General features: G+C 39.6%; 25 protein-coding genes and 2 pseudogenes. 7 read left to right on the plus strand and 20 right to left on the minus strand.

From position 1 onward, the window contains the following. Positions 1-13: 13 nt before the first annotated feature. The 11 genes from purT to LXM54_RS04795 form a co-directional block, all read right to left on the minus strand. A complete protein-coding gene (purT, locus tag LXM54_RS04745) occupies positions 14-1,204 on the minus strand; it encodes a formate-dependent phosphoribosylglycinamide formyltransferase (RefSeq protein ID WP_233313935.1) in 1,191 nt (396 codons plus the stop codon). Positions 1,205-1,451: 247 nt separating this feature from the next. Beyond that, a complete protein-coding gene (locus tag LXM54_RS04750; protein WP_233313936.1) occupies positions 1,452-2,753 on the minus strand; it encodes an allantoinase in 1,302 nt (433 codons plus the stop codon). 26 nt (positions 2,754-2,779) lie between these two features. Next, on the minus strand, positions 2,780-3,124 hold the full coding sequence (gene uraH / locus LXM54_RS04755) for a hydroxyisourate hydrolase (RefSeq protein WP_233313937.1): 345 nt from the start codon (positions 3,122-3,124) through the stop codon (positions 2,780-2,782). A 22-nt stretch (positions 3,125-3,146) separates the two neighbouring features. Then, positions 3,147-3,659, minus strand: coding sequence for a 2-oxo-4-hydroxy-4-carboxy-5-ureidoimidazoline decarboxylase (gene uraD / locus LXM54_RS04760; RefSeq protein ID WP_233313938.1), 513 nt, complete (start codon positions 3,657-3,659; stop codon positions 3,147-3,149). Positions 3,660-3,686: 27 nt separating this feature from the next. Beyond that, the gene (locus LXM54_RS04765) at positions 3,687-4,169 is read right to left on the minus strand and encodes a (2Fe-2S)-binding protein (RefSeq protein ID WP_233313939.1); all 483 of its coding nucleotides are present in this window, start codon (positions 4,167-4,169) and stop codon (positions 3,687-3,689) included. After that, a complete protein-coding gene (pucD, locus tag LXM54_RS04770) occupies positions 4,166-6,472 on the minus strand; it encodes a xanthine dehydrogenase subunit D (RefSeq protein ID WP_233313940.1) in 2,307 nt (768 codons plus the stop codon). The genes LXM54_RS04765 and pucD overlap by 4 nt, the downstream gene beginning before the upstream one ends. After that, complete coding sequence (locus tag LXM54_RS04775) at positions 6,463-7,347, minus strand: FAD binding domain-containing protein (protein ID WP_233313941.1); 885 nt, start codon at positions 7,345-7,347, stop codon at positions 6,463-6,465. Before LXM54_RS04775 ends, pucD begins: the two co-directional genes overlap by 10 nt. Beyond that, positions 7,322-7,963, minus strand: a complete 642-nt coding sequence (locus LXM54_RS04780; protein WP_233313942.1) for an NTP transferase domain-containing protein — start codon at positions 7,961-7,963, stop codon at positions 7,322-7,324. Before LXM54_RS04780 ends, LXM54_RS04775 begins: the two co-directional genes overlap by 26 nt. Continuing rightward, positions 7,960-8,985: an XdhC family protein gene (locus tag LXM54_RS04785; RefSeq protein WP_233313943.1), complete on the minus strand. Its 1,026-nt coding sequence runs from the start codon at positions 8,983-8,985 to the stop codon at positions 7,960-7,962. Before LXM54_RS04785 ends, LXM54_RS04780 begins: the two co-directional genes overlap by 4 nt. A 222-nt stretch (positions 8,986-9,207) precedes the next feature. Next, positions 9,208-10,824, minus strand: coding sequence for an aminotransferase class V-fold PLP-dependent enzyme (locus LXM54_RS04790; RefSeq protein WP_233313944.1), 1,617 nt, complete (start codon positions 10,822-10,824; stop codon positions 9,208-9,210). 32 nt (positions 10,825-10,856) lie between these two features. Then, a complete protein-coding gene (locus LXM54_RS04795; protein WP_233313945.1) occupies positions 10,857-11,426 on the minus strand; it encodes a glycerol-3-phosphate acyltransferase in 570 nt (189 codons plus the stop codon). A gap of 290 nt (positions 11,427-11,716) precedes the next feature. Here LXM54_RS04795 and LXM54_RS04800 point away from each other — a divergent pair, with 290 nt between their 5' ends. Further along, a complete protein-coding gene (locus tag LXM54_RS04800) occupies positions 11,717-11,953 on the plus strand; it encodes a helix-turn-helix transcriptional regulator (RefSeq protein WP_233313946.1) in 237 nt (78 codons plus the stop codon). A gap of 262 nt (positions 11,954-12,215) precedes the next feature. Here the strand turns inward: LXM54_RS04800 and LXM54_RS28420 are convergent, their stop codons facing one another. Both LXM54_RS28420 and LXM54_RS28425 read right to left on the minus strand, forming a co-directional pair. Then, on the minus strand, positions 12,216-13,163 hold the full coding sequence (locus LXM54_RS28420) for a methyl-accepting chemotaxis protein (RefSeq protein WP_442780431.1): 948 nt from the start codon (positions 13,161-13,163) through the stop codon (positions 12,216-12,218). Further along, positions 13,155-14,270: pseudogene (locus tag LXM54_RS28425) on the minus strand (HAMP domain-containing protein); the annotation flags it as partial. The pseudogene LXM54_RS28425 and the gene LXM54_RS28420, both read right to left, overlap by 9 nt. Before the next feature lie 152 nt (positions 14,271-14,422). On the opposite strand from LXM54_RS28425, the gene LXM54_RS04810 reads away from it, so the two are divergent. Beyond that, a complete protein-coding gene (locus tag LXM54_RS04810) occupies positions 14,423-15,154 on the plus strand; it encodes a hypothetical protein (RefSeq protein WP_233313948.1) in 732 nt (243 codons plus the stop codon). Positions 15,155-15,204: 50 nt separating this feature from the next. Here the strand turns inward: LXM54_RS04810 and LXM54_RS04815 are convergent, their stop codons facing one another. Continuing rightward, on the minus strand, positions 15,205-15,927 hold the full coding sequence (locus LXM54_RS04815; protein ID WP_233313949.1) for a LysM peptidoglycan-binding and 3D domain-containing protein: 723 nt from the start codon (positions 15,925-15,927) through the stop codon (positions 15,205-15,207). 204 nt (positions 15,928-16,131) lie between these two features. Further along, positions 16,132-18,273 carry a PAS domain S-box protein gene (locus LXM54_RS04820; RefSeq protein ID WP_233313950.1) on the minus strand — a complete coding sequence of 714 codons (2,142 nt, stop codon included), beginning with the start codon at positions 18,271-18,273 and terminating at the stop codon, positions 16,132-16,134. Between the two features lie 256 nt (positions 18,274-18,529). Between LXM54_RS04820 and pepF the strand changes: the two genes are divergently transcribed. The 3 genes from pepF to LXM54_RS04835 all read left to right on the plus strand — a co-directional run bounded on the left by pepF (position 18,530) and on the right by LXM54_RS04835 (position 20,869). Then, positions 18,530-20,344 carry an oligoendopeptidase F gene (gene pepF / locus LXM54_RS04825; protein ID WP_233313951.1) on the plus strand — a complete coding sequence of 605 codons (1,815 nt, stop codon included), beginning with the start codon at positions 18,530-18,532 and terminating at the stop codon, positions 20,342-20,344. Positions 20,345-20,442: 98 nt separating this feature from the next. Continuing rightward, on the plus strand, positions 20,443-20,592 hold the full coding sequence (locus LXM54_RS04830) for a hypothetical protein (protein WP_233314797.1): 150 nt from the start codon (positions 20,443-20,445) through the stop codon (positions 20,590-20,592). 19 nt (positions 20,593-20,611) lie between these two features. Then, positions 20,612-20,869 (plus strand): transcriptional regulator SplA domain-containing protein, encoded by a 258-nt coding sequence (locus LXM54_RS04835; protein ID WP_233313952.1) that lies wholly within the window; start codon positions 20,612-20,614, stop codon positions 20,867-20,869. 34 nt (positions 20,870-20,903) lie between these two features. Here LXM54_RS04835 and LXM54_RS04840 read toward each other — a convergent pair whose 3' ends face one another. Beyond that, positions 20,904-21,089: a cold-inducible protein YdjO-related protein gene (locus LXM54_RS04840; protein ID WP_233313953.1), complete on the minus strand. Its 186-nt coding sequence runs from the start codon at positions 21,087-21,089 to the stop codon at positions 20,904-20,906. A 191-nt stretch (positions 21,090-21,280) separates the two neighbouring features. Between LXM54_RS04840 and LXM54_RS04845 the strand changes: the two genes are divergently transcribed. Continuing rightward, positions 21,281-22,450 (plus strand): alanyl-tRNA editing protein, encoded by a 1,170-nt coding sequence (locus tag LXM54_RS04845; protein ID WP_233313954.1) that lies wholly within the window; start codon positions 21,281-21,283, stop codon positions 22,448-22,450. Between the two features lie 30 nt (positions 22,451-22,480). On the opposite strand, the gene recQ is transcribed toward LXM54_RS04845, so the two are convergent. After that, positions 22,481-24,628: a DNA helicase RecQ gene (gene recQ / locus LXM54_RS04850; protein ID WP_233313955.1), complete on the minus strand. Its 2,148-nt coding sequence runs from the start codon at positions 24,626-24,628 to the stop codon at positions 22,481-22,483. 258 nt (positions 24,629-24,886) lie between these two features. Between recQ and LXM54_RS04855 the strand changes: the two genes are divergently transcribed. Next, positions 24,887-25,732 carry a hypothetical protein gene (locus tag LXM54_RS04855; RefSeq protein WP_233313956.1) on the plus strand — a complete coding sequence of 282 codons (846 nt, stop codon included), beginning with the start codon at positions 24,887-24,889 and terminating at the stop codon, positions 25,730-25,732. 51 nt (positions 25,733-25,783) lie between these two features. On the opposite strand, the pseudogene LXM54_RS28430 reads toward LXM54_RS04855, so the two are convergent. The 3 genes and pseudogenes from LXM54_RS28430 to LXM54_RS04870 all read right to left on the minus strand — a co-directional run. Beyond that, positions 25,784-25,867, minus strand: a pseudogene (locus tag LXM54_RS28430) (YjcZ family sporulation protein); the annotation flags it as partial. Positions 25,868-25,967: 100 nt separating this feature from the next. Continuing rightward, positions 25,968-26,075 (minus strand): YjcZ family sporulation protein, encoded by a 108-nt coding sequence (locus tag LXM54_RS04865; protein WP_233313958.1) that lies wholly within the window; start codon positions 26,073-26,075, stop codon positions 25,968-25,970. A gap of 156 nt (positions 26,076-26,231) precedes the next feature. Next, positions 26,232-26,504 (minus strand): hypothetical protein, encoded by a 273-nt coding sequence (locus LXM54_RS04870; protein WP_233313959.1) that lies wholly within the window; start codon positions 26,502-26,504, stop codon positions 26,232-26,234. Between the last annotated feature and the right edge of the window lie 92 nt (positions 26,505-26,596).

A 26,596-nucleotide genomic window follows, 5' to 3' on the forward strand; every position in this document is an offset into this window, starting at 1 on the left:
GCTTAAATAAAATCTATTGTTCGGACTTCCCATAAGTAATCGACAGCTTAGCGTGAGCCTCTCTTGCATCAGCAAGTGCTGCTTCTGCTGTTTCTCCTCTTTGCAAAAGAACAGCTAAGCGTCTGCCGACAACTGCATTCGGTTTTCCAAAAATTCGGATCTGGCTGTCTTTAGATGCTAATGCTTCTTGAACGCCATGGATTTCATAATCCGCACTTTCTCGTGATGCCTTTAAAGTCTTACTTGCACCAGGCGAGTTCAGCCTGATTTGCGGTATAGGCAAGCCCAATACAGCACGGATGTGCAAGGCAAATTCTGATAAATCCTGTGTTGCTAATGTTACCATTCCAGTGTCATGAGGTCTTGGCGACACTTCACTGAAATACACACCATTATCTGTTAGGAAAAGCTCTACACCAAAAAGTCCGTAGCCTCCTAAAGCGTCTGTTATTTGTGCGGCAATTTGCTCTGACTGTTCAAGCTGTTCGGCGGTCATCTGATGAGGCTGCCATGACTCGATATAATCCCCATCCTTTTGGATATGACCAATCGGCGGACAAAAGTGCGTGCCACTGATAGAGCGGACCGTTAACAATGTTATTTCTGAATTAAAGGAGATGAATTCCTCTACAATTACTCGTGTTTTTTTCCCTCTGCCTCCCTCTACCGCTTCTTCCCATGATTTCTTTACATCATCAAGACTGCGGCAGATGCTTTGCCCTTTACCAGAAGAACTCATTATCGGCTTAATTACACACGGTACACCGATAGTAACAACGGCATTCTGCAATTCTGCTAAACTGTCTGCAAATTCATACTTCGCTGTTGGCAAATTCAGTTTCTCACTTGCAAGTCGTCTAATTCCTTCCCGGTCCATCGTCAAATGGACAGCATTTGCAGTCGGAATAATATTAAAGCCTTCTCCTTCTAATTCAACGAGCATTTCAGTTGCAATGGCTTCAATCTCAGGCACAATGAAATCAGGCCTTTCTCTGATAATGATTTCTTTAAGTGCTTGGCCATCAAGCATATCGACCACATACGATTTATGTGCTACCTGCATTGCTGGTGCATTTGCATAGCGGTCAACAGCAATCGTGTTAATTCCTAGTCTCTGTGCCTCAATAATCACTTCTTTTCCTAACTCTCCTGCTCCTAGAAGCATTATCTTTTTCGTATGTTTGGAATTTATTGCACCGAACATATAAACAACCCCCTCTATTGTTCGTTCCTTTATTGAGCATAATAACGTACTTCACCTATCAATTTCAAGGTTTTTTTATAAAAATAACGAACATTTTATAAAGTTATATAAATATAGTTCGGTTTTTCCGATTAGAAGAAAAATAAAAAAGAGTGCTTATCGGCACTCTTTGGAGGATAGCGATTTAATTAGTTTAGTTGCTTTCAAATCAATCAAATAGAAGTCTTCAAAAGTGTTTCTTAACCATTCACTTATCTTGAAAAACAGTTCTTCCTCTTAGCATTGTCTGCTTCACCTTTCCACGAAATGTTTTTCCAATATAAGGACTTTGAGTATTTCGATAATAAAGATCTTCTTTTGTTAATGTATATTTCTCACTTATATTAACTAAACAAAGGTCTGCAGCACTGCCAACTGTTATATTCCCTTTATTAGGATATAATCCAAACCGCTTTGCAGGGTTGGTGCTTGTTATCCTCGCAATCACGGAGAGCGGTATACCTCGTTTCCAATAACCTTCCTCCAGCAGAATAGACAATGACGACTGACAGCCAGAAATGCCTCCCCATGCCTCTTTAAGACTTCCTTGCTTCATCTCCACTAAAGATGGGGAATGGTCGGAGCCGATTATATCAATTGCTCCTTCCTCAATCGCCTTCCACAGCCCCTCTATTTCTTGGTTATTTCGTAATGGCGGCGCACATTTGGCAACAGCGCCTAGCTGATTCAAATCATCGGCAGTCAATGATAAATAATGAGGGCATGTCTCAACAGATACGTTAATCCCTTTTCTTCTGGCAGCTAATATCGGCTGCAGCACCTCACTGCTGCTAATATGTACAATATGAACTTTGCAATTTGTAGCTTCAGCATAAGAAAGAATGCGATTTACTGCTTCTAATTCAGAATAGATTGGTCTTGATGCAGAAAATGCCCCGCCATCCTCTGCTCCGAGCACCTTGCTTAGCTCTTCTGTAATAACATCACTTTCAGCATGAACAGCAAGAATACTGTCAAGGGCTGCTATCTTTTTCATACCAGCAAATAAGGTCTTGTCATCTGCTGCTTCGAAATCTTCAATGCCGCTGTTTGACATAAATGCCTTAAAGCCAATGACACCGCAAGCATGCAGCTCTTCTAGCTCGCTAAGATTTTGCGGAACAAGTCCGCCCCAAAGTTTATAATCAACTAATGATTTTTCGTTTGCCAACATGTCCTTTGCTTCGAATCCATATTTATTGACAGTAGGTGGATGACTGTTTAATGGCATATCAAAAAATGTCGTCACTCCTCCTGCTGCCAAGCTTTTACTGCCTGTTGCAAACCCCTCCCACTCTGTTCGTCCTGGTTCATTGAAATGAACATGTGAGTCTATCAGACCTGGAAACACATGCAAACCAGAAGCGGAAATTATTTGAGCATCGTTGTCGATATCAATATCAGTGGCGATATTTGCGATTTTACCATCCTTAATGGCAATATCCGCTTGAATCTCACCTGTCTCTAATACGATCATTCCGCCCTTTATGACGACATCATATTGACCCATTCGCTTGCCTCCTTTATTAAAAACCGTTAACTGCCTCGGTATGTCTGATAACCCCATGCCGATAAAAGAAGTGGCACATGGTAATGGGACTCTCCTTCAGCCACTAAAAACCGTATCGGTATTCTTCGAAAAAACACGTTTTGCATCTCTCCGTTTTTAAAATAATCCTCTACATAAAAAACTAGTTCATATTCTCCATGCACAAGCTCCGTCAAAAGCGGCGTTTCGACTCTGCCATCATCGTTTGTATAACCGCTGGATATGAGCTCAGATTGATTCGCTCCGCTGTATTTCCACAGTTCTACAAGGATATTACTTGCTGGCACTCCCTTTACCAGGTCCAATACATGTGTCGTTATTCCTGTCTTCATTTCACAATCTCCTTTCTAATAATTATGCTTCGAGCACTTTTTGGACGACTCCTTCCAGTCTAAAAAAAGTGATAGTGAATATTTCAGATAATGCTGTTTCGAACTCTTCCTCCATTGTATGATGGATACGCCCTTTCATCGCCTCGTAAATAGAATCCTTCGTATGCCCTTTCACTGCCAGAATGAATGGGAAATGAAATTTAGTGCGATATTCGTTATTTAATTGGAGAAAGCTTTCATATTCCACTTTCGATAACGTATCTAGTCCTGCCCCCTTTTGTTCATTCACCGAGGACTGTGTCATCTTTATTTTTCCTCCTAAATCAGGATGGGCCCGAATTAAATCTAGCTGCTCTTCTCTTGCCGCTTCTCTAACGACCTTGACCATTTCGTGGTGCAATGTTTGCAGGGACTCAAAAGTTGACTGTCTTTCCCAAGTTCTGTCTGCGACCCACGGACTGTGTTCAAAAACCCAGCCTATTTTTTCAATAAACTCATTTTTTGACATCGCATTTATTGCTGCTATTGTATACATTTCATCGACCCTTCCTTACTATGCTAGTTACTCTGCTTTATTTGCCAAGATGTCCACCGCCCGTAAAATCCCTTCGTATCCTGTGCATCTGCACAAGTTCCCTGAAAGTCCTTGCAGAACTTCTTCTTTCGTCGGCTGGCTTTCACGTTCCAATAAGCCCTTTAGTGCCATAATCATCCCTGGTGTGCAATATCCGCATTGCAAGGCGCCTCCTTGCAAAAAGGCTTCCTGGATCGGATGTAATGCATCTGCACTAACACTCTCAATTGTCTGCACCACTGCATCTTCCAGCTGGTAGGCCATGACTAAACAGGAATTGACAAGCTTTCCGTTCAAGATAACGGAACATGCTCCGCATCTGCCGACTTCACAAGATATTTTTGTGCCTGTCAGGTTTAATTCCTTGCGAAGGATATCTACTAATCTATAAGTGGCAGGGACAGATAAATCTACTGAGCTGCCATTCACATTAAAGCGGATTGTCTTTCCAGCTTGCAGCTGCTCCTTCATCCTTTGTCCCCTCCTAACCATCCGTTTTGATCATTTTTGCTGATTTTTGTAAAGGCAAACTCCATAATCTCTTCTGGACAGATAGGCAGCTTGTTAACCCAGTGGCCTGTAGCATCATGAATGGCAGCAACAATAGCAGGAGCTACTGCTACTGTCCCAATTTCCCCAACGCCGCGCGGTCCATACTCGTCGCCGTCCTCTAACTCTTCGATAGCTGACACATTCGTGGATTTGGGGATATCCAGAATGGTTGGAATTAAGTAAGAATCAAAGTTTTCCGTCATATACTTGCCATTATCCATAACGGCATCTTCCATCAATGTAAAGCCGAGTGCCATACTCCCGCCACCTTCAATCTGCCCTAAGTAGCCCATCGGGTTGACGACAGGTCCGGCAGCAATGGCATGATCGAGTTTACTGACATATACTCTTCCTGTCAGTGCATCTATTTCTACTTCTGCAGCTGCTCCAGCAAAGGAATATAAAAAATGTCCGCCATCGATGCTTTCTGGAGTTGTCGGAAAGTGATAGCTTGCCGTAACAACTGGGAGCTCGGAAATTTTGTCTGCTACTTCTTTATAAGTCATAACGAGGGCTGAGTTACCATTTTCTTGATATTCCCAAATCCCTCCATGTCCCGTCTTTAAGACTTCAAGGGGCACTCCTGACTGTTGGGAAACAAAAGAATAAACCTTATCACACCACGAACCTTTCATTTTGTTGATACCGGTCCAAACCATATTTGTAGCCCTAGAGGCAGTCGAAGAACCGGAGTGAGGTACTTTTGCAGTATCGCCGATTGTTATTTCAACATCATCTGCAGAACAAGCAAAAGACTCTGTCATAATCATTTCAATCGTTGACAGCAGACCTTGACCACATTCTTCAAAACCAAACGAAATCTCTAATTTACCTTTTTCATTTAAGGACAATCTAGCTCCTGAAGGATCGGAGCGGCCATAACCAAGCCCTCCACCATGCATGGTTATGCTGTAGCCTTTCCCTTTTAAAATAAATGGCTGACTTTCATTGTTAGGAGGTTTGTCTTGAAGAATCGGTGATTTCAGTATTTCATCTAATACTTGCTCCGCTCCGGCGGTTGGAACGATTTGCTGATTCACTGGCCCAGGATCTGCTGTTTTCCGCAAGTTCTTACGGCGCAGTGCTGTGCTGCTTATGTTTAACATCTCAGCCAGCTTTTCGATTTGGCTTTCTAGTGCAAAGGTGACTTGATTACCGCCAAAACCTCTAAATTCTCCAGCAACACCGTTATTTGTGTACACACAATAGCCTTCTACCTCAACATGCTTTATCCTATAAGGTCCGGTACTATGCTCAACAGCAAAGTCAAGTACAGCAGGTCCCAATGTGGCATATGCACCTGTATCAGCCAATATCCTCACCTTATGTGCAAGCAGGTTGCCATCCTTATCTGCGCCAGTTTTCATGGTTATTTTCATCGGATGTCTTTTTAGGCCTGCTTTAACAGACGTTCTTCTCGATTGATGGATTTTAACTGGTTTTCCAGTTGCTCTTGCAAGCAAACAAATAAAGGGCTGGATATTTAATTCATCTTTTCCGCCAAAAGATCCGCCAATCGGACTTGAAATGACTCTTATATCGCTCTCTGGCATATTTAGTATTCTGGATAGCTGCAGCTGATCTTTAAAGCCATGCTGGGTAGGAGCATATATCGTTAAGCCATCTTCATGAGGAACAGCAACTCCACCTTCTGTTTCCATATATGCATGCATTTGCCTTGGTGTATAGTAGACCTCTTCCACGATACAAGCACAGTTTGCAAACGCTTCTTCTACATCAGCTCCTTGTTTGTAAAAGGCATTATGCAGAAGATTGCCATTTTCATGGAGCTTAGGCGTTTTTGCTAACAGGCTGACTTCCGGATCTGTAATGGGCTGCAAAGGAGTGTATTCGACCTTAATAAGCGCTGCCGCCTTTTCGGCAATTTCCTGTGTTTCTGCAGCAACTGCAGCAATGGCATCTCCCACATATCTGACTGTATCCTCACAAAAAACAGGCTGGTCTTGAATAACAATGCCAAAGCCATTTAAGCCAGGAATATCTTTTGATGTCAGAACCGCACTAACACCTGGAAGTTTTTCAGCTTCTGAAGTATCAATACTGTTTATTTTTGCAAAGGCATATTCACTGCGGAGCACAGTTCCATAAAGCATGTTCGGGAAGGACATATCCGAAAGATACTTCAATTCACCCGTTACTTTTTGAATCCCATCTCTTCTTGCCTTCCACCTGTTTTGAGAGCCTGCTCTAGTCAATCGCATCCTTCATCCTCCTTTACATACTCCGAATTTAGCAGGTTATAAAGATTGGCAACAATAATATTGGCAGCCGCTTTTCTTCTGTAGCTGTCTGTAACAAAAGGGTCAGAATAAGAATGGAAGCCATGTTCAATCATAGAGCGTAACACTTGCCACTCCATCGTTTTTAAGCTTTTCTGCAGTACATAGCTTTCCGCGTCTGACAGTCTTTGCGGCTGGTGAGCGCCGCCGCCGATGGCCATTTTTGCATCTGTAATGACGCCATTTTCCATCTCTATCCTGCCTGCTGAAGAAATAATGGCAGCAGTGAAGCTTTCTCTGCGTCCTATCTTCTGAAAAAAGGATATGCTCCGGCTTTCGGTGGATAGCGGGATATTTACCGAAACCAGCAAATCAGGCTCTGTTAGCGGACCAGCTTTAATCCATTGTGATAATGGAACAACATACGTTGAAACGCCATTAAAAAAATGCAGCTGTGCATCTAAAACAAGTAAAGCAGGGATAGAATCTCCTACTCTGCTGCAAATATTTCCGCCTAATGTACCCCTGTTCCGAACAGCAGGTGCAGCAATTTTTGTACAGGCCTCCGCTAGAATTTTCGCTCTTTTCTGAATATTTGAGTCGAGGATACAATCAGACAATAAAGCTGATGCACCGATTCGCAAAAAATTTGCTTCTACTTCTATACCTTGTAAGCTTTCTAACCGGTGGGAGCTGATCAAATGATGTGGTTTTGGCTGACCAGCTTCCCAGTTCAATTGTAAAAGAGTGCCTCCGGCAATAAACATAGAACCTTCCTGTCTTAATGAAAAAACCTCTCCTAAGCCCGCAGGTGCATCAACAGCTGTATCATCATTTTGTAGTGAACTTTTCATCATCTGCCCCCCTATCTTCTAAAACACGGCAATAATTTCGATAGTCAGCCATTGTATCGATATCTGCGAAAAAGTCATCATCAATAAATTCAAGCAACTTCCCTTTTAAACTTGAGTCTTTTAGAATAGTTCTTGCTCCTGTGTCTCCAGTCAATTCATAAATTCGATCAAACAATAAAGAGGATAACACTACGGGCGGTTTAATGACTCCGTTATTTAAGCAAGCAATATATTTTTCGTCTTTCTCCAATGACTGCCACAGCAAGGTTTGCAGCATAGATTTAGGGATGAAAGGCTGATCTGCCAAGCAAATCAGCACTTTGTCTGCCTTATGCTTTTCTGCTTTTTTTACGCCTGCAATTAAGGAGCAGGATTGCCCTAAATGGGCTTTTTCAGAGACAACTAATTCCCCTCTTCCAGCTGATAGCTGTTGCTGCACATCTGCAGAAATCCAATCTAAGTTATCTTGTGGATGCACGACAACATACACATAGGTTTTTGGATTATGAAGGATTGTTTTTAACGCCCTCATTCCCAGCGCTTCTCCTCCAAAGTGAAGTGCCATTTTTTTGCAGCCCATCCTTTTGCTTTGCCCAGCAGCGAGGTAAATTACCTTCAACTTTTCACCACTTTCGAGCTTTCCGTATTGCTGTTTTTGACTGCAATTAATTGTGCTGCAATGCTGATTGCTATTTGTTCAGGACCGTCTGCATTTATGCTCAGCCCCACAGGAGAATAAAACCAGTCTGGTTTGCCTTTATTGCCCAACAGCCGATCTGCTCGTTTTTTCGAGCCGAGCATACCGACAAAAGCATACTCTCCACCAAGTAAATAGTTCATCAGCTCTTTATCCTTCGTAAAGTTATGTGTCATGATAACAATAAAATCGCTGCTTCTAACATGAACTTCCTCCAGCACAGACAAAGGATTGCCATTAACAAGCAGGTCAGCATGGGGGAAATGCTCTTTTGTGCAATAGCTTTGGCGCCAATCAGCAACAATTACTTGGAAACCTGCCTGTTTGGCTATTTCACAAACTGGCCGTGCATCAGCTCCTGCACCATATATAATCAATCTTGGCTGTGGTAAGAAGGTTTGGCGAAAATAATATCTGCCTGTCTTTTCGTCAGCATACAGCTTATTCACTGGAACAGAGTGCACAAAATGAGTGTCAAAATTGCCAGCATTCTCTCCTGTTTCACTGATAAACACACTTGAAATGACGTTTAAATCATCATCAAGCACCTTAATATGCTCTACTGTATCGCCATTTTCGAGCCATTGCCTCACCAAGGTGAGATTATTCTTAAGCTCACTGCTCACATATTCCATCAATACAGTTATGCTGCCGTCGCAGCCTGCGCCCTGTCCCCAAGATAAATCATCCTCTGAACGCAAATCATATATAAGGGAAAAGGATGATCTTCTATCATGCTCCTCGATTTCCATTCTTGCTAAAATATCTTGCTCGACGCAGCCGCCGCTCAACAAACCCATTTCCCAGTTATCCTCTGAAAAGAACATCATTGTTCCTTCTCTGCGGTATGCAGAACCTGTTACATCAATGATTGTCGTTAAAAAACCGCCAGAGCAACTAGCTGCAACAGCGTGTATAACAGCATACTCATCTGAAGACATCATGTTAACCTCCTAAATGGGTGGCTATTCTGGGATAGAAACAACTCTAACTATTTAAAGAAAGAGGGCTTATAACCGCCCTCATGTTAATAAATATAACATCATTTGTTATTAAAAAATATTATCTTTCTCCATAAAAAATGTCATTGTTGAATTTATATAATAAAAATATTTAGAATTAGCTAAATTGCACAACTATTTAACCTGCTAATATATTGTAAAAAATCAGTTTGCCAGCGCTTCTCTGTTGTCGTCTAGTAATTGTTGCAGATAAGAACAAATGCTAAAAAATATTTGCAGCATTGCCTCGGTATTTTCAATTGACACATTTGCTAACATTGATATTTGAATCCAGTTTCTCTCTTGCAAGTAGCTGCTTTGATAATGGAGATGAAAACCTTGCTTTTTCATCCAATCACCAATCATAACAGAGGAAAGAGCGGGATCAAGACATACTGTCAGGATTGGGGAACAGTGCAAATTTGCTGCCGGCAACACATAAAACTTAGCATCTGTCAGTCTTTTATATGTGTATGCAAACCAGTCGGCAACATCGCTAAACTTTTTTGTGAAATCTTTTGTGAGCGCTTGCTCTAATGCAGCAAGCAATGGGGAAGAATGGGTATATGGGACACTGTTATGTGAATGGTACAGTCCTAAATCTAAATACGGTGGAAGCTGTTCATTCGGCTTAACAGCATGATTATGAAATACGAGAGCTAATCCTGAGACTGATTCAATTCCTTTTCCACTCACAGCTGTTGCTAAATATACATTTTTAAGGCTGACTGGCAGTGCTCCTATCGTGCTGATACAGTCTACTGCCTGTTTAATCGGCTTGTCACCTATTAACTTGGTTATATGTTCAATCGGAATGACAGTGCCCGTAGAGGTTTCACAATGAACATACCATATCCATTCCACTCCTCCATTGAGTGCTGTTCTCAATTCCTCCTCTGAGAACGGCTCGCCCCACTCTTTCTTTAAAACTTGGCAATGAAGCTGGAATCTTGCTGCCCTTTGCGCCAAACGCTCTCCAAATTCTCCGTTGCTTAAGATTAGGCCTTTACCGTTTAATAGAGACAGCTGGGCGGCGACAGCGTCGTTTGCGAGCGTTCCTGTTCCGAGCATTACTTGAACATATTTAGCTTTCGTAAGATCTGTCAGCCTTGTCTGCACTCGTTCCATCATCTCCATAAATAAGTTGTCACGATGGGAGAAACCTTGGCGACAAAACGCATCAAGGACATTGTCTGTTACTAAAACAGGGCCTGGCAAAAAAGAAACCGTTGCCGGCAATACTTTTTCTGAAAGCAAAATTCTATCCTTTAACAGATACATAGGCTGATAGATTGCTCCATGACTGCCAACTTGATGGGCAAACGGAATAAACCCGATATGCTTATACAGTTTTTCCTCACGGAGAATGCCGCTAATAACAGCTCCATCGTAGCCTTTCTCGATAAAGACATGGTGAAGCAGGCGCAATAAGCCAACGAAAACCTTTGTTTTCCGGTACTCCTTCCTAATAGAGAGCAGCCTGATTTCGCAAAGCTTATTTACATTCACTATGTCAGACAAGTAAATACCAATATCCCCCAGCTTTTTATCTAAGGAAAAAGGCCGCTTATCTGCCAGAGAAATCATGCCAATTACTTGATGATCCTTTAAGGCAATGATATATGTATTTTGGTCATGAAAAGAATCAATTAGCACTCCTTGCTCATTTCTGTCATGCTGGGGAATTTCCTCAGCAAAGGTTTCATGATTTAACCGAAAAATCTGTTCGAATTCCTGTGGATGTGAAGCAATTTTGAATAAATAGGAAGTTTTTTTCGCCATTAAAATACCCCTCTCCAAGAAATATAAGCTTATTATTTAGTTTTTCTAACTAGAAACTCCCTCCAGCTGACACGATGGGCGAGTATAATCACAGCTACCAGCAGCAGAGCAAGGCAGCCTGACCAAACGTCCTTTTCCATTAAGAAAAAAGCGAAGGCACAAACAGTTAAACTCAGCAAACCTGGTACAGTAAAACCTCGGTATAGAAGATAAAAAACAAAGAAGCTGACAATGATGATCGGGACAAACAGCCAATGAATCGCGATTAGTCCGCCGATTAATGTGGAGATTCCTTTTCCGCCTTTAAACCGAAAAACAAGCGGCTTAATATGCCCGATACAAACAAACAGCAAGCCGGCAAGCAACACTGCAGTCGAGTAACCAAGTAATCTTCCTGTTATAATAACAGCCGCACCTTTTAAGGCATCTCCTAAAAACGTAAGTACAAATGCTTTTTTACCATACAGCCTGCCAGCATTCCTTGCCCCAGCATTTTGGCTGCCTTCTGAACGTATATCTGTCCCTGACAGAATTCTCCCAATGATGACACCAAATAAAAGATTTCCGAGTAGATAAGCGGAAATGAAATACAAAACTAGCAAATTTACACCCTCTGTCTGTTTTTACTATTTAACTGTAATTTTCAACCAAGTAAATTATACATGATTAGAATAAATTTACACAATTATTATTAATTTTTCTTTAAGATAAGACCAAAATGAAGATATTTTATTTACAGATGCGAAATACCTGTTGAATAATTTCTTTAGTTTTTTTATTATGAATGTAGCAATCTATCCGATATATAGATAGTTGAGAAGAAATGTTTAGAATCTGGGGTGATTTATGTCCAGGTTCAGATGTATTTGCTTGTAAAACCGAGGTGAACGAAATGAACAAAGAAATTATTAAATTTATTCGAAAAAACTATGAGATGACACAGAGAGACTTTGCTAAGGTTGTCAATTGCAGCTTTGCGTTAATTGCACTTGTGGAAGTAGGTAAAAGAAATGTCAGCAAGGAGCTTGAGAACAAGGTGAAGACGGCATTTAACATAGATGATCAAGACATACAGTCCATCACTACTATTATCTCTGAATTTAGTAAAGGCATCCCTCCATTCATGTAAAACGAGCAAAACAAGAGGGGCAAATAATTTGCTCTTCTTATCAACTTTGCTCTCCCCTTCTTTTTTCCTTCTATTGCTAATTAAAAATGCCTTCTCCATTCTTTTATTAATTTCCAGTTAACAAAATGCTTATTTATTATTTACATAAGTTTTTTTAGTGAAAATAAATCTTATATCTCCCTCTTTTCTCTCATTTTCTTACGAAAAATCTGATTATTTCCTAAACAAAGCCCTCGAGTACGCTCGAGGGCTTTGTTGTTATTTACAGCTTAAATCTGCTAATTAATGTCATTAATTCTTCCGCCATTTTACTTAAAGAGAGTGCAGATGCAGAAATTTCCTGCATGGATGCAATTTGTTCTTCTGTAGCTGCCGAAACATTCTGTGTTCCTTGATCTGTTTGCTCTGCCATTTGTTTGACAAGATTGATTGCTAGAACCATTTGTTCCATGCCATTGTTCAATTCTTTAACAGAATGAGAAACATGCGTAATTTGACCACTGACTTCATCTACCGCAGATTTTATTTCACCAAATATTTCTCCTGTTTGATGGACTACTTTAATACCGCCATCCACCTCTGCAGTCGCATTATTCATCGATTCAACTGCTTTTATGGTTTCTGTTTGGATTCTGCCGATAAGATTACTTATCTTGCCTGCTGATTCAGAGGATTGCTCTGCCAATTGGCGGACTTCTTCTGCCACAACCGCAAAGCCTTTACCCTGTTCGCCAGCTCTTGCTGCTTCAATCGCTGCATTTAAGGCAAGAAGATTCGTTTGGTCAGCAATGCCAGTAATAACTTTCGATATCTCTCCAATTTCACTTGAATAGCTGCCAAGCTCTTTAATAACCTTTGATGTCTCTCTAACACTAGTGTTAATCGTATCCATCTGGGCTTCAACAGTATCAATTGCTTTGTTTCCGTCTGCTGCCTTTGCAGATGCATCCACAGACCGTTTTGCAACTCCATCAGAGCTGACTGAAATTTTCTGTACATAATTAAGCATATTAGCTACAGACTGATCTGTTTTTGTCAATTCAACAACTTGGTTATCCATTGCTGCACTCACTTCATGGACAGTTGTTGAAATATGCTCTGAAGCGGCATTCATTTCTTCTGTGCCTGCTGTCAGCTCTTCAGCTGAGGCTGCGACTTGTTCTGAGCTGATTCTCACCTTTTGGATAACCTCCCTGAGGTTGTCGGTCATTACACGAAAGGAAGCGGCAAGTTCGCCAATTTCGTCCTTAGAGTTCGTAATCACATCATCACTTTGCAGGTCGCCTTCTGCTATTTTTTGAGCATGCAATCTAATATGATCCAATGGCTGTAAGCTTTTTCTAATAATATAAACCAATGCGGCAATCAAGCCAATTGACAGGATTAGTGACAAAATAAGGGAAGTCATATTCGTTTTTGTCAAGCTGTCTTGAACATCCGTCAAAGCCGCACTTGCGATATTTGCATTCTCAAAATAAGAGGCTGTATCCACTTGCGCCATTAGCACATATCTCGCTTCATCATTAACGATAACTGGATAATATGTTTCAGCTTTTCCATCTTTTATGGATAAGGCCGGTTTTTTTGAATCTATAACTGTTTGAATTGTTTCATCCTTAATCGTTGAACCCTTTTCAAACACTTGCTCTTGTCCTTCTCTCAAGGTTTCCGTCAAAACAATACCACTGCTGCTAATTAAGTACAGTGACTGAACACCGTTTCCATCTTGAATAAATTTAGAAAGAGACTCTTCAAAAACTTCAGCATTTTGACCGACCTCTACTATCCCCTTTCCATCTAGTCTTGGAATAGAGGTAAATTTAAAGATCTCACCACTTTCTTTTTTTATTGTCAGCGGACCTTCCATGATTTTAAGTTCACCTGACAGAAGTCCCTTAACGGTTGGATCTATGGCAAGCAAATCAAAGCCAATGGATGCTTTATCTGTTGAATGAGTAAAAACCCCTTTTTCATTCGTAATTAAGAAATCATTCATCCCTGTTTGTTCTGCTATCTCCTTTAAATCTTGATTAGAGATATTTTTTTGCGCATCTATTTGTTGAAGCGTATAAGCAGCATTTGCCATTGCTTGGTCTAACTGCTCCTCTAAAACTACTACATGCTGTGAAATTTGCGTTGATAATTCTGTTAGCTTTTCTTCCACATCTTTTGTTGAGTTGGCATCCAATTCTTCCATTACTGCCTTTGTATCCTTTTTCATGCGGTTTGTTTCCACAAATTGCACAAGACTTGATGCTGCTATGAGCACAATAATGATTAAGCTCGTAATGCCAATCATTTTGTTTTTTAATGACATAAGTAACCTCCAAAAATATTAATACATATTTTTATCGGACAATCTCGAGAAATGTTAAATTTTATCTCGGATAGAATGCTGTTTAGCAATAGCAACCTTTTTGCAAAGAAACACATAAGCTGTAAGGAATAGATAAAAAAGGAGGAAGTAAATTGCCTGAATATGATAATCGAAATACATCTGTGTATTTGCCAGAGACAAATATAACCGCAGATACGTGCCAATCGGTATATCATCATAACTATCTGCAATCTGTTTTAGCAAACCAGCAGATAAAAAACGAGCAGCTTGCATTGCAATTAGAGGAGCTTTTACTTCAAGGAAATAGAAACAGCAATGCGCAAGGAGAAAAAATACAGCATTTGGAGGAATTACTTTTTGTGCAGGAAGCTTTGTCTAAAGATATTCTTGAAGAAGCAAAACGAAACCAAGATGACATAAAAACGATTCTCCAGACCACCCAGCAAACAGAAAGATTGGCTGCAGACACCGAACAAAAGCTCATTGAAGAGCAGCTCGTTCATACAGCCATACTCGATCAGTTCACCATCCAAGAAACTGCGCTTCATACACTTACTAAAACATTAGAAACATTTAAGCAGAGCTCTGACTCCTTAACAGCAAAAATAAGTGCGAATGAAGAAACGCAGCAAAAAATCGAAGAAAAATTAGACCTTCAAGAGGTTTTCCAGCAAACAATCCTAGAGAAAATGGAAGATACAGATGCGAAAGTCGGTAAACTAACAAGACAAATGGATCAGCTTAAAGGCATCGTTTTTGAAAGAATTCAATTTCTAGCAACTAAGCTAGAGGACAATATGAAATCACTTGTTATGCCTGTACACCAATTTTTTGTGAAGGCGAATGATAAGGAAAATAAATAAGAAAGCAAAAAAAAGGATAGCAAAATGCTATCCTTCCATCTCTGACATGATTAATCAATGATTTTAACCTCGACTTGCTGTCTTCCCCATTTCAGTGCTTGCTTCTCTGAAGACATAAACAAGTCTATTTTATTCCCTTTAATAGCTCCGCCTGTATCTCCAGCAATAGCCTTACCGTAACCTTCCACATAAACGGTAGAGCCTAGCGGAATAACTTTCGGATCAACTGCGATGACCTTTTGATTTGGATTTTCATTCAAATCAATCCCTGTCGCAGTAACACCAGAGCAGCCTTTACAATCTGCTGTGTAGGCAGTTGCAGAAACAGTCAATGTCTCGGCATTTCCTGAATCATCCTTATTAACTGTTTTTGCAGCTGACTCTTTTGTTTTTTCCTTCTTACCGGAATCTTTTTTGTCGATTCCGTTATCGACGATTATTTTTTCACCAGCATAGATTTTTTCTGAAGATAGATCATTCCACTCCATTAAATCCTCTACTGAATTGTCATTTTCCCTTGCGATGCTCCAAAGAGTGTCGCCAGATTTGACTTTATATTTTTTCTCCACTTGGAGATCTAATGTATCGTTAACTTTAATTATGTCAGAATCAAGGTCATTCCAATCTTTAATGTCACCTGTGGAAACATTATAGTCTTGGGAAATGCTCCAAAGTGTGTCTCCTTTTTTTACAGTGACTTCTGCCGCCTTCGCTTCTGTCCCTATGGAAGTGGCAATTGTTGCGCATGCAATAAATGATAATAGTTTTTTCATTTATCTTTACCTCCTAACTAGCTTAAACAAGCTAACGGGTATTATCTTAACATGAAAAGCGCAAATAAAAAGAACAAGGAGATAGCAATTCCGTTACTAATATGACAAACCTTTAACAGTTAAAAGTCTAATTGTCAGAATAGTACGTATTGTTATATCCTTGCTCTTAGTATTTTAGGACTATATTGGAAATAACTAAGTCTTTTAACCTATATCATTTCCTGCTTTCGGAAAAGTTATATGGAAAGATGTTCCTTTGTTTTTTTCACTTTCTATATATACTTTCCCTTTAAAGTTCTCAATAATCTTAAAACTCACCAATAATCCTAACCCTGTTCCTTCTTTTTTTGTAGTGAAAAACGGCTCTCCCAGTTTTTGAAGCTGGTCCTTGTCCATCCCAATCCCCGTATCTTGAAGCAGCACATCAATACTCTTGGCAGTAGTTTTCACTGCTATTTTTAAGCTGCCTCCACTCGGCATTGCTTCTACTGCATTTTTAATAAAATTAAGAAAGACTTGCTTTAGCTTGTTTTCATCACATTCTAGACGAGCCTCACTGTCATCAAAAGTAAAGTCTACTTGCACTTTGCTCTTTCTTAACTGGTAGTCTAATATGGAAAGAACATTTGCGATGATTGGTATGATTTCCTTCTTCTCCAGGCTGGCAGAAGTCGGCTTGGACAAGAGCATAAACTCTTCGACAATGGAATTAACCCGTTCAATCTCTTCTAATACAATGGAAAACAATTCCTGCCTGTCTGTTTCTGTTTCATCCATACTCAAGAATTCTGTATATCCTTTTATAGAGGTGAGCGGATTGCGAATTTCATGGGCTATACCTGCAGCAAGCTGACCAACTGCCGCTAGTTTGTCCTGTCTGTGCAGTATTTCTTCTGTTCGTTTTCTTTCCGTTATATCATTTCTAATGGCTAAATATTTATATGGTTTGTTCTGACTGTCCAAAAAAGGAATAATAGTGGTATCTACCCAATAGTACGATCCGTTCTTCGCTTTGTTGCGAATCTCTCCCTTCCACACCTCTCCGTTGGCAATAGAATGCCATAATTCTTGAAAAAAGGCGGCCGAATGATAGCCGGAATTAACGATTCGATGTGTCTGACCGATTAACTCTTCTTCCGAATAACCTGAAATCCGGCAAAACTTATCATTTACATTGGTGATGACTCCTTGCTTATCTGTAAACGCAATAATGCTTGACTGGTCGAGGGCAAACTTTATATCGCTCACCTCTTGCACCATTTCCTGCATCTTTATTTGGTCTTGCTTCTGATCTGTAATGTCTCTTCTTATGGAAACATACTGATATGGTTCTCCTTTTTTGTTAACGAAAGGAACAATAACCGTATCCACCCAGTAGAAGCTACCATCCTTTGCTTTATTGCGGATTTCACCTTTCCATATATTCCCTGAACTGATAGTCTTCCACAATTGTTTAAAAAACTCTGGCGAATGATAGCCGGAATTAATTATGCGGTGATTTTGGCCAATTAATTCAGAACGGCTGTATTTCGATATTTCCACAAATTTATCATTCACATATGTAATCATCCCATTTTTGTCTGTAAAGGCGACAATCGAGGACTCATCCAGCGCATACTGCATATCGCGAACATTTATATCATTGACAGCAAGCTTCTCCCTTATCAATGTACTAGTCCCAATAAGGCCGCCCAAGATTAATATAGTAATGAATAAAACGACATAAACAATAAAGCTGTCATCATAGTGGCTCGGTTCATATTCAATCGGTGTCATGCTGTGCAAAAGAATGAAATGACTTAAAAAACATACACCTGTAATGATGAAGCTGCATAACGGTCTAACGATACCTTTAGCTATTCTTGTCTTTTTAGCAGGATAAAAAGACAGCTTCACGGAAAAGGAAAAACCGCTGAACAGCAACAGAAAGCTGAAAAATAGAGCAGGCATATTCTCAGCTTGCACCGAATTACCGATTGAATAAAGCCCTAATATGAATACTGCCAGCATGGAAAAACTGAAAAACAAGCTGCTTACATATATCCGATGCTTATTATTCTCCTTATCCAGCATAGAATAAAACGCCATTCCGGCAAAGCAAATTCCGATCAGCATGGATAAGGTGGCAATGGGAATATCGTAGCTCGAAGTTGCGTATATATTATCGGCCATTAATGCAACAAAACTCATTACCCAAAACCCAAAGCCAAGAGAGAAGGTGCTAGCTAAAAATAAAAAGCGGCTGTTCTTTTCAGAGGCTTTAACAAGCTGAAATAAATCAAAAGAAGTGTAGCTGGCCATATAAATTAAAATAATACTGATAATGACTAGAATGGAGTTATACAAAATAGATCCTCCCATACCATTTTAAAAAACAAAAATGAAAATTTTATGACAAAATAACAACACTTATGATTGTAATGGAAATGTAATATAGATGAAAGTATTTTTCTTATTTATGTCATGGAAATGATTCTTTCTCATTAATAAGCTATCCTCTATTAGTCATATATTTTTGAAGCAAAAATATACTTACTATTCAAAATAATATGATATAATCATTTCGTATCACTAAATACCTTTTATAAGGGGAGGAATCAGATTGCAAATAACTAAACAAACAAGACCCTACCGCCATGAGGTGCCAGAAGAATTAAAATGGAAGGTGGAAGACCTGTTTGCAGATAGCAATGCGTGGAAAGCTGCATTAGTACAAGCAGAAAACAGCTTGGCAGCTTTTGATCAATATAAAGGAAAACTTGCTACAAGCAGTTCTGTATTATTGGAATGCTTGCAAGCACAGGAAGCGTTGCTTGAGAGTATCGTACTTATCAGTACATATGCCTCCTTAAAGCAGTCTGAAGATGGCACTAATCCTGAAAACCAAGCAAACTCTTCCCTGTTTGCAGCTTTTAATGCTAAGGCAGCCGGCACCATGTCCTTTATTCAATCAGAAATTTTAGAAATGCCTGAGGAGCTGATTGCTCAGTTCTTGAAAGAAGAACAGAAGCTTGCCGTTTACAGCCGCAACATTCAGAAAATCTTAGCTGCAAAAAAATATGCATTATCGAGTGAAACAGAAAAAGTACTGGCATCATTAGGCCAAATTCATGCTTCTCCTTATTTAGTGTACCAAAGCAGCAAACTGGCTGATATGAGCTTTGCTTCCATTGAAGATAATAACGGAGCAGAACTTCCTGTATCTTTTGCATTATTTGAAGATGTTTATGAGTTTTCACCAGATCCGGAAATAAGAAGAAATGCTTATAAATCGTTTACAGACACTTTAGCAAGTTACAACAATACAATTGCTGCAGCTTACAGCACCGAAGTAAAAAAACAAGTAACTTTAGCTAATATTCGCGGATATGCTTCTGTTACAGACATGCTGTTAGAGTCACAAGAAGTAACTACCGAAATGTATCATAATCAGCTAAGCGTTATTTTCAATGAACTAGCACCACATATGAGAAAGTTTGCAAGCTTGAAAAAAGAACAGTTAGGTTTAGAAAAGATGCTTTTCTGTGATTTAAAGGCACCGCTTGATCATGAATTCAATCCTGAAACAACATTTGAAGAAGCAAGCGATATTATTTTAGAGGCATTAAAGGTGATGGGACCTGAATACTCTGAAATCATGAAAAAAGCTTTAACAGAAAGATGGGTTGATATAGCTGATAATGTTGGAAAATCAACTGGTGCTTTCTGTTCTAGTCCGTATGGCTCTCATCCATTTATCTTAATTACTTGGGGTAATACGATGCGAAGCGCCTTTATGTTAGCACATGAGCTAGGACATGCCGGTCACTTCTATTTGGCAAATAAAAATCAACGTATTGTCAATACAAGACCGTCAACCTATTTTATTGAGGCACCTTCTACAATGAATGAAATGCTGCTTGCTGACTATTTGCTGGCCAAAACAAATGACAACCGAATGAGACGCTGGACTATCCTTCAGCTCCTTGGCACTTACTATCATAATTTTGTTACACATTTGCTTGAAGGAGAATTTCAACGCCGTGTTTATAAGCTGGCTGAAGAAGGAACACCTTTAACAGCCAGGGTTTTTAATGAAGTAAAAGGAAACGTATTGAAGGAATTTTGGGGAGATTCTGTCGAGATTACAGAACAGGATTATCTGACATGGATGCGTCAGCCTCATTACTATATGGGATTATATCCTTACACCTATTCAGCAGGGTTAACAGCTTCGACAGCCGTTGCGGCTAGTATTCGTGAAAATGGTCAAGAAACAGTCGATAAATGGCTTGATGTCCTTCGCGCTGGCGGAACAAAAACTCCGCTTGAGTTATTGAAGGACGCAGGAGTGGATATGTCTAATCCAAATGCAATAAAACAGGCCGTCGCATATGTCGGCACACTTGTCGATGAATTAACAGACAGCTTTGCTTAAATAAAGAAGGTATCTATCCTTTGATAGATGCCTTTTTTGCTTTATTTTCCATCATATTTTTTTGCGCACAAGCAAACACTGTTTTTAAAGGAGAGAGTATGATGAAGAATTCAAAAGACACTAAAATGAACAACAAGCAGCGTTCAGCAGATGACCGAGGAGACTCTATCGACCAGCTTCAAAAATTAGAAGCTGCCAACAGCATGATAGCGGAAAAGGAAATTGGTCAACAGAACGAAAATTTATAATAGAAAGGAGAACAACCCAATGGACACACTTGATCCAAAAGATCTGCAATTAGGTGATGAAGTATATGTCATTTACCATAATCCCCATACACCATCTGTATCTAATGTAAAACCGGCAGAAATCGTTCAGCATCCAAAAGATCCAAATGCATTAGCACTTTTTTTGAACGACACATTCCATACAATTGAAGATGATGATGCCCTCTTTCACTCGGAATCAGATGCTGAAAATGCCTATAACCAAATGTATCAAGATGAAATAGACAATTATTTTTAATAAAACAAGACCCCGAATATGGGGTCTTGTTTTATTAGTTATTTATTTGTGGCAATTCTCTCATTTCCATCGTTGTCTCATTTCCACATAACGGACATTTCAAATCATCAGTTGCAAAATCCTTCCTCATCCAACCGTTGCAGGAATTGCAAGCATACACTTCCAAATTCAATAAAACTTCCTCAGGCTTATCATCCATTCCTTTTCTGTTAAAAAACATGCTGTTAGCCCCCTTTTTTGTTTATTATGAACATAAAGACTCGTTTTTATAGGTATTTTGACGATTTTTTAGAATTTTCTTTCCGTCACATAAACGAAATGCTTATTCTAAAGTTCACTGAATCGCGATAAGGGTTGAAATTATGCTATGATGATTGTCTAACAAATACGTATCCTTAGGAGAAATCAAACATGACAAACCAATTGTATTACTCGTCCCCCTACATGTCTTCTTGGACAACAAATATCGTAAAAACACTTCATAAAGATGGTAAAGAATATGTTGAATTAGCAGAAACAGCTTTTTATCCTGAAGGAGGCGGACAGCCAAGCGATACAGGTACCATCAACGGCATTACTGTATTGGATGTTCAAAAGGAAGATGACGGCACCATTTTACACTTAGTCGAGCAAGAGATAACCGGGCAAACTGCAGAGTGCATAGTTGACTGGGAGAAACGATATGACCATATGCAGCAGCATACTGGCCAGCATTTGCTGTCAGCTGTATTGCATGAGTGGAAAGATATTGCAACAGTAAGCTTCCACCTTGGAACAGATTACACAACAATAGATATAGACATAGAAGAGCTTACAGCATCAGATTTACTGGAAATTGAAGCATTATGCAGTAAATACATATTTGCAAATAAAGAAATAAAAACATATTTTGTAACAGAAACAGAGGCTGCAGCATTACCTTTGCGGAAGCTTCCAAGTGTTACAGGCAAGCTTAGAATAGTGGAAATTGACCAAATTGATTATTCAGCATGTGCAGGCACACATGTTGCCAGGACTGGTGAATTAGGTTTTATTAAACTGCTTAAAACAGAAAAGCATCGCAATCAAACCAGGCTGTTCTTCTTATGCGGTCACAGGGCAATGAAGGATTACCAAGTTTCCCAAACAATCTTAACGGCGCTCAGCGACAAATTCCGAACTAATAAGGAAATGCTGGCAGACAGAATTGACAAGCTGGAGAAGGAAAAGAAAATATTAAATAGTGAGCTGGAAGCAGCCAAATTAGAAAATGCCGCTTTTTTAGCTGAAAAGCTGACAAGCAATACGGACAGCACTGTCATTTCTGCTTCATTTGCACATAAACAACTAAAGGACTTACAGCTTCTTGCTAAGACCATTATTAAAGAAAAGGATTATATAGCAATCCTGGCTTCTGAATCAGATAAGAAATTATTAATTCAGCATAATGGCAGTCAGTCTATTTCTTGTGGAGCACTGCTGAAGGAATTGCTTGCCGAAATAAACGGCAAAGGCGGCGGCAATAACACTCAAGCCCAAGCAACCTTTGACAGTGAACAAGACTTGAAAAAAGCAATGGACAGCTTAATCAGCTCAATATAACAAAGGAGAAGCCTAACAGCTTCTCCTTTGTTATATTGTCTGCTTTCTTACATACAGGGAAAGAGCAATCTTTATTTGAAAATAGCTGATATGGGGGTCCAGTTCTTCTTTAATTGGCTTTAGCTTCTCTCCCCCTACCTTTTCGATCATTGCCTCAATTTGTTGCTGCTCTTCCTGTGATAAAAATTGGCTCCAATCAATGGAGTGCCCCTCTTCCTCACATTTAAGCAAATGGTTTTCGATAGTTATAGTTGTCATGTCTCTTTTCTCTGCGATTTCTTTAAGATTTAAGCCAGTATTCAACATTTCGAGTGTAATTAAGTGAGAGTTTTCTGTTTTGCCTTTTTTCTTTGGCAATGAACTAGATTCTGTTCCTCCTACCTCTTGCCCTTTTTCCCAGTCCTGCGGATTTTCTTGTTTATAAGAAATCAGTGTCTCCAGGATAATGCCGCCGTATTTGTTGAGCTTATGCTCTCCTATCCCTTTTATCGCCGACAGCTCATTTACGTTTTCCGGTTTATGACTGGAAATTAATTTGAGCGTTTGATCGGAGAAGATAACAAACGGAGGGACACCTTCACTATCAGCCAGACTTTTTCGCATTGCTCTTAAACGCTGGAACAATCCGTTATCTTCTGTAAGTGCCTTCGTTTGCACCTGCTCTTTTCTCAGCACCTGTTTGCGCTGAAGCAACACTTCTTTTCCTGTTGCTGTGACCTTCAAAACAGGCAGGGAACCGCTGCTGACAGCTATATAATTTTCTGAGATTAGAAATTCAATGAAGTCACTTACAGCCTTCGCTGACTGCTCCTTCATAATTCCGTATGTTTTTACCTTATCTAATGAAAAATCAATTATTTTCTTATTTTTAGAGCCAGTCAACACTTGGGCAACCATTGTTTTTCCGAACCGCTCTCCCATGCGCATCATGCAGGAAAGCACCTTTTGTGCTTCAACCGTTACATCTACAACATGCCTTTCATCCTTACAATTTCCGCAGCGTTCACAAGTTTCCGTTGTTTCCTCCCCGAAGTAATGAAGGATGTATTTCTGAAGGCAATCCTCTGTATGACAATAATTAATCATTGCTTGCAGCTTTGATAAATCCTGTGCTTGTTTATCAGGATCATGTGTAGTCTGATCAATCAAAAACCGTTGAATCCGAATATCTTGTGCAGAATATAAGAGGATGCACTCACTCGGCAGGCCATCTCTCCCAGCACGGCCGGCTTCCTGATAATAACCTTCCATGTTTTTCGGGAGCTGGTAATGAATCACAAATCTTATATTGCTTTTATCAATACCCATCCCAAAGGCAGTTGTTGCCACCATAAGCTGACAATCATCGGTGATAAATTTCTGCTGCTCCTCTTCTCTTGCCTTGTCTGTCATGCCGCCGTGATATTTTGCCAATGAATAGCCTTTGTTTGTTAATCGTTCATATAGCCGTTCCACATCTTGTCTTGTGGCAGCATAGATAATTCCTGATTCTTCTTTGTTTTTGTTAAGAAATCTCTCAATATACCGATGCCTGTCCTCTCCTTTGACGACAGAGAAGGACAGATTACTTCTTTCAAACCCGGTAATAACCGTGTTATCTACAGAAATATCCAATTGAGCGCAAATATCCTCCTTAACTACTGGGGTTGCTGTAGCCGTAAGGGCAGCAACAATCGGCTTTTTCTCCAGCCGTCTAATTAATTGGCCTAATCTCGAATAACTCGGACGGAAATCATGTCCCCATTGGGAAATACAATGAGCCTCGTCGATTGCGATAAACGGAATTTCCAAGTCATTAAGCATGTCAATAAAGAACTCTCCATCAAGTCTTTCAGGGGCAACATATAAAATCTTGTATTTGCCAGATTTTAAGTCTTCCATTCTTTTAGAAGCTTCATAAGAGTCAAGCGTGCTGTTTAGAAAAGTTGCCGGTATGCCCGCTTCTGTCAAAGCATCGACCTGATCCTTCATTAAGGAAATCAGCGGTGAGACAACAAGCGTTACACCAGGAAAAATCATCGCCGGAACTTGATAACAAATTGATTTTCCTCCTCCTGTTGGCATAATGCACGCAACGTTTTCGCCTTGGAGGATTTGGCGGATTACCTCCTCCTGACCATTTCTGAAAGTATCATAGCCAAAATATTCTTTTAAAATAGATAAAGCTTTGTCAAACATTTATATTAATCCTCCTAATAAACCGAAACTTAGTCCTTTCCATTGTAACATTTTTTTTGCATGTAAAAAGTCGACAATTTTATAGGACTTCAAGCCTTCAGAGATTCTTTTTTTGCACTAACCAAAACTTATGAAGGAATTACCTATTCTTTTAGAGAACTTCCTATTATCAACATATTAGGGTGAGTACGATGGAGTAGTCTATTAATGTAAACTAGAAGGTTTAGATTTTAGCCTATTATGGAAAGGCTTGATGATATGCGAACAAAACTTGTTATAGTAGAAGGCTTGCCTGGAAGCGGCAAAACGACAACCGCTTCTGCATTACACGAAATAGTAAGAAATAACAACATAAATAGCGAGCTATATCTTGAGGGTAACCTTGACCATCCAGCTGATTATGACGGTGTCGCCAGCTTTTCTCTTTCTGAATGGGAACAGCTTTTGAACACCAATCAACAATGGGATGCATTAGTTTCGTATGGTCAGCAAAAAGGAGACAATATCCTTTTGCCTTACAGAAAAATAATCAATCAAGACAGCATGTTTTTTTCTAAAGAACAGCTGAACGATATTTATAAGCATGACATTTATGAATTGCCATTTGAACAGCATGCTATGCTAGCTGCTGAAAAATGGGCTGAATTTACAGAAAAAGCGCTGCAAGATGATAAGCTTTATATATTCGAATGCTGCTTCCTCCAAAATCCATTAACAATCGGCATGATAAAATGGGGAATCCCGCAGGAAATCGTGGTAGAGCATGTACTTTCTTTAGAAAAAATAATTCGCAAGCTCAACCCAGTGTTACTTTATGTAGACCAAGATAATCTTCCAAAGTCATTCCGTAAAGCATACAACGAAAGACCAGAGGAATGGAGAAACGGATTTATTGAGTATTATACAAAGCAAGGCTACGGAAAAAAACATCATCATACTGGTCTAAATGGTACAGTGGAAGTTCTAAAAAGAAGGAAAGAACTAGAATTGGAGATTTATGAACAGCTGACAATCAAGAAGTACATGCTAAACAATTCTCTATATGATAAATCATCAGCACGTGCCCAAATTACCGACACATTAGCTTCATTTTATCTAATCTAAAACAATAACAAAAAGGCATAAGCGATATCGCTTATGCCTTTGATGCTGTTTTTACAGCCAAGCTGCTCCAACAATGATCAATAGAATGAATAGAACAACAATCAATACGAATCCGCCACTACCATATCCACCAGATACTGGAGCTGCATAGCTGTATCCTCCACAACCACAAGAACCGTAACCACCATAACCGTATGCCATTTATAAAACACTCCCTCTTTTTATATTAATTTAATTAATAACCATAACCAACGTAGCTAGATCCTACAATGATTAATAAAATGAATAGCACTACAAGCAGAGCAAAGCCTCCGCCGAATCCTGCTGTTTGTTCACCACCCATTTAATCCACCTCCCTCATGCACATAAGCATCATATGTAGATACAGGTTGTCTCGAATGGGCACATTTTTATTTTTTTTTTATTTTTGTCCATTTTTATTAATTATCATAAAAATAGGCAATCTTCCTTTGAAAAGGAAAATTGCCTATCGTCCGAACTAGAAAAAAGGAATGAATGCAAGTGCTGCAATCAAGCCAAAAGAAAAACCAACTGCTGCTGCACCCCAGCCCCAGCCGCCATAGCCACCATAGCCGCGGTAATAACCAAATCCAAAACCGCCATAACCTCTTCTGCCGCCGCCTAATGGCCTAATGTAAACTTTGTTAGGAGTAACTCGATCAATGATTCCTGTATGAACTGTGCCGTTATGTGTACGAATACGGACACATTTTCCAACACCTTTCGAACATTGATTATAATAATTGTTCATCGCGCTTTCCACCTCCACTTATTTCCTTATATCTTATGTCCAAGCTATAAAAAAGTATGGACAGCCTTCCTATGACATTAGCGGAAAATAAA

It is taken from the genome of Bacillus sp. Au-Bac7, from assembly GCF_021341655.1.
In the GTDB taxonomy this organism is placed as follows: Bacteria; Bacillota; Bacilli; order Bacillales; family Cytobacillaceae; genus Niallia.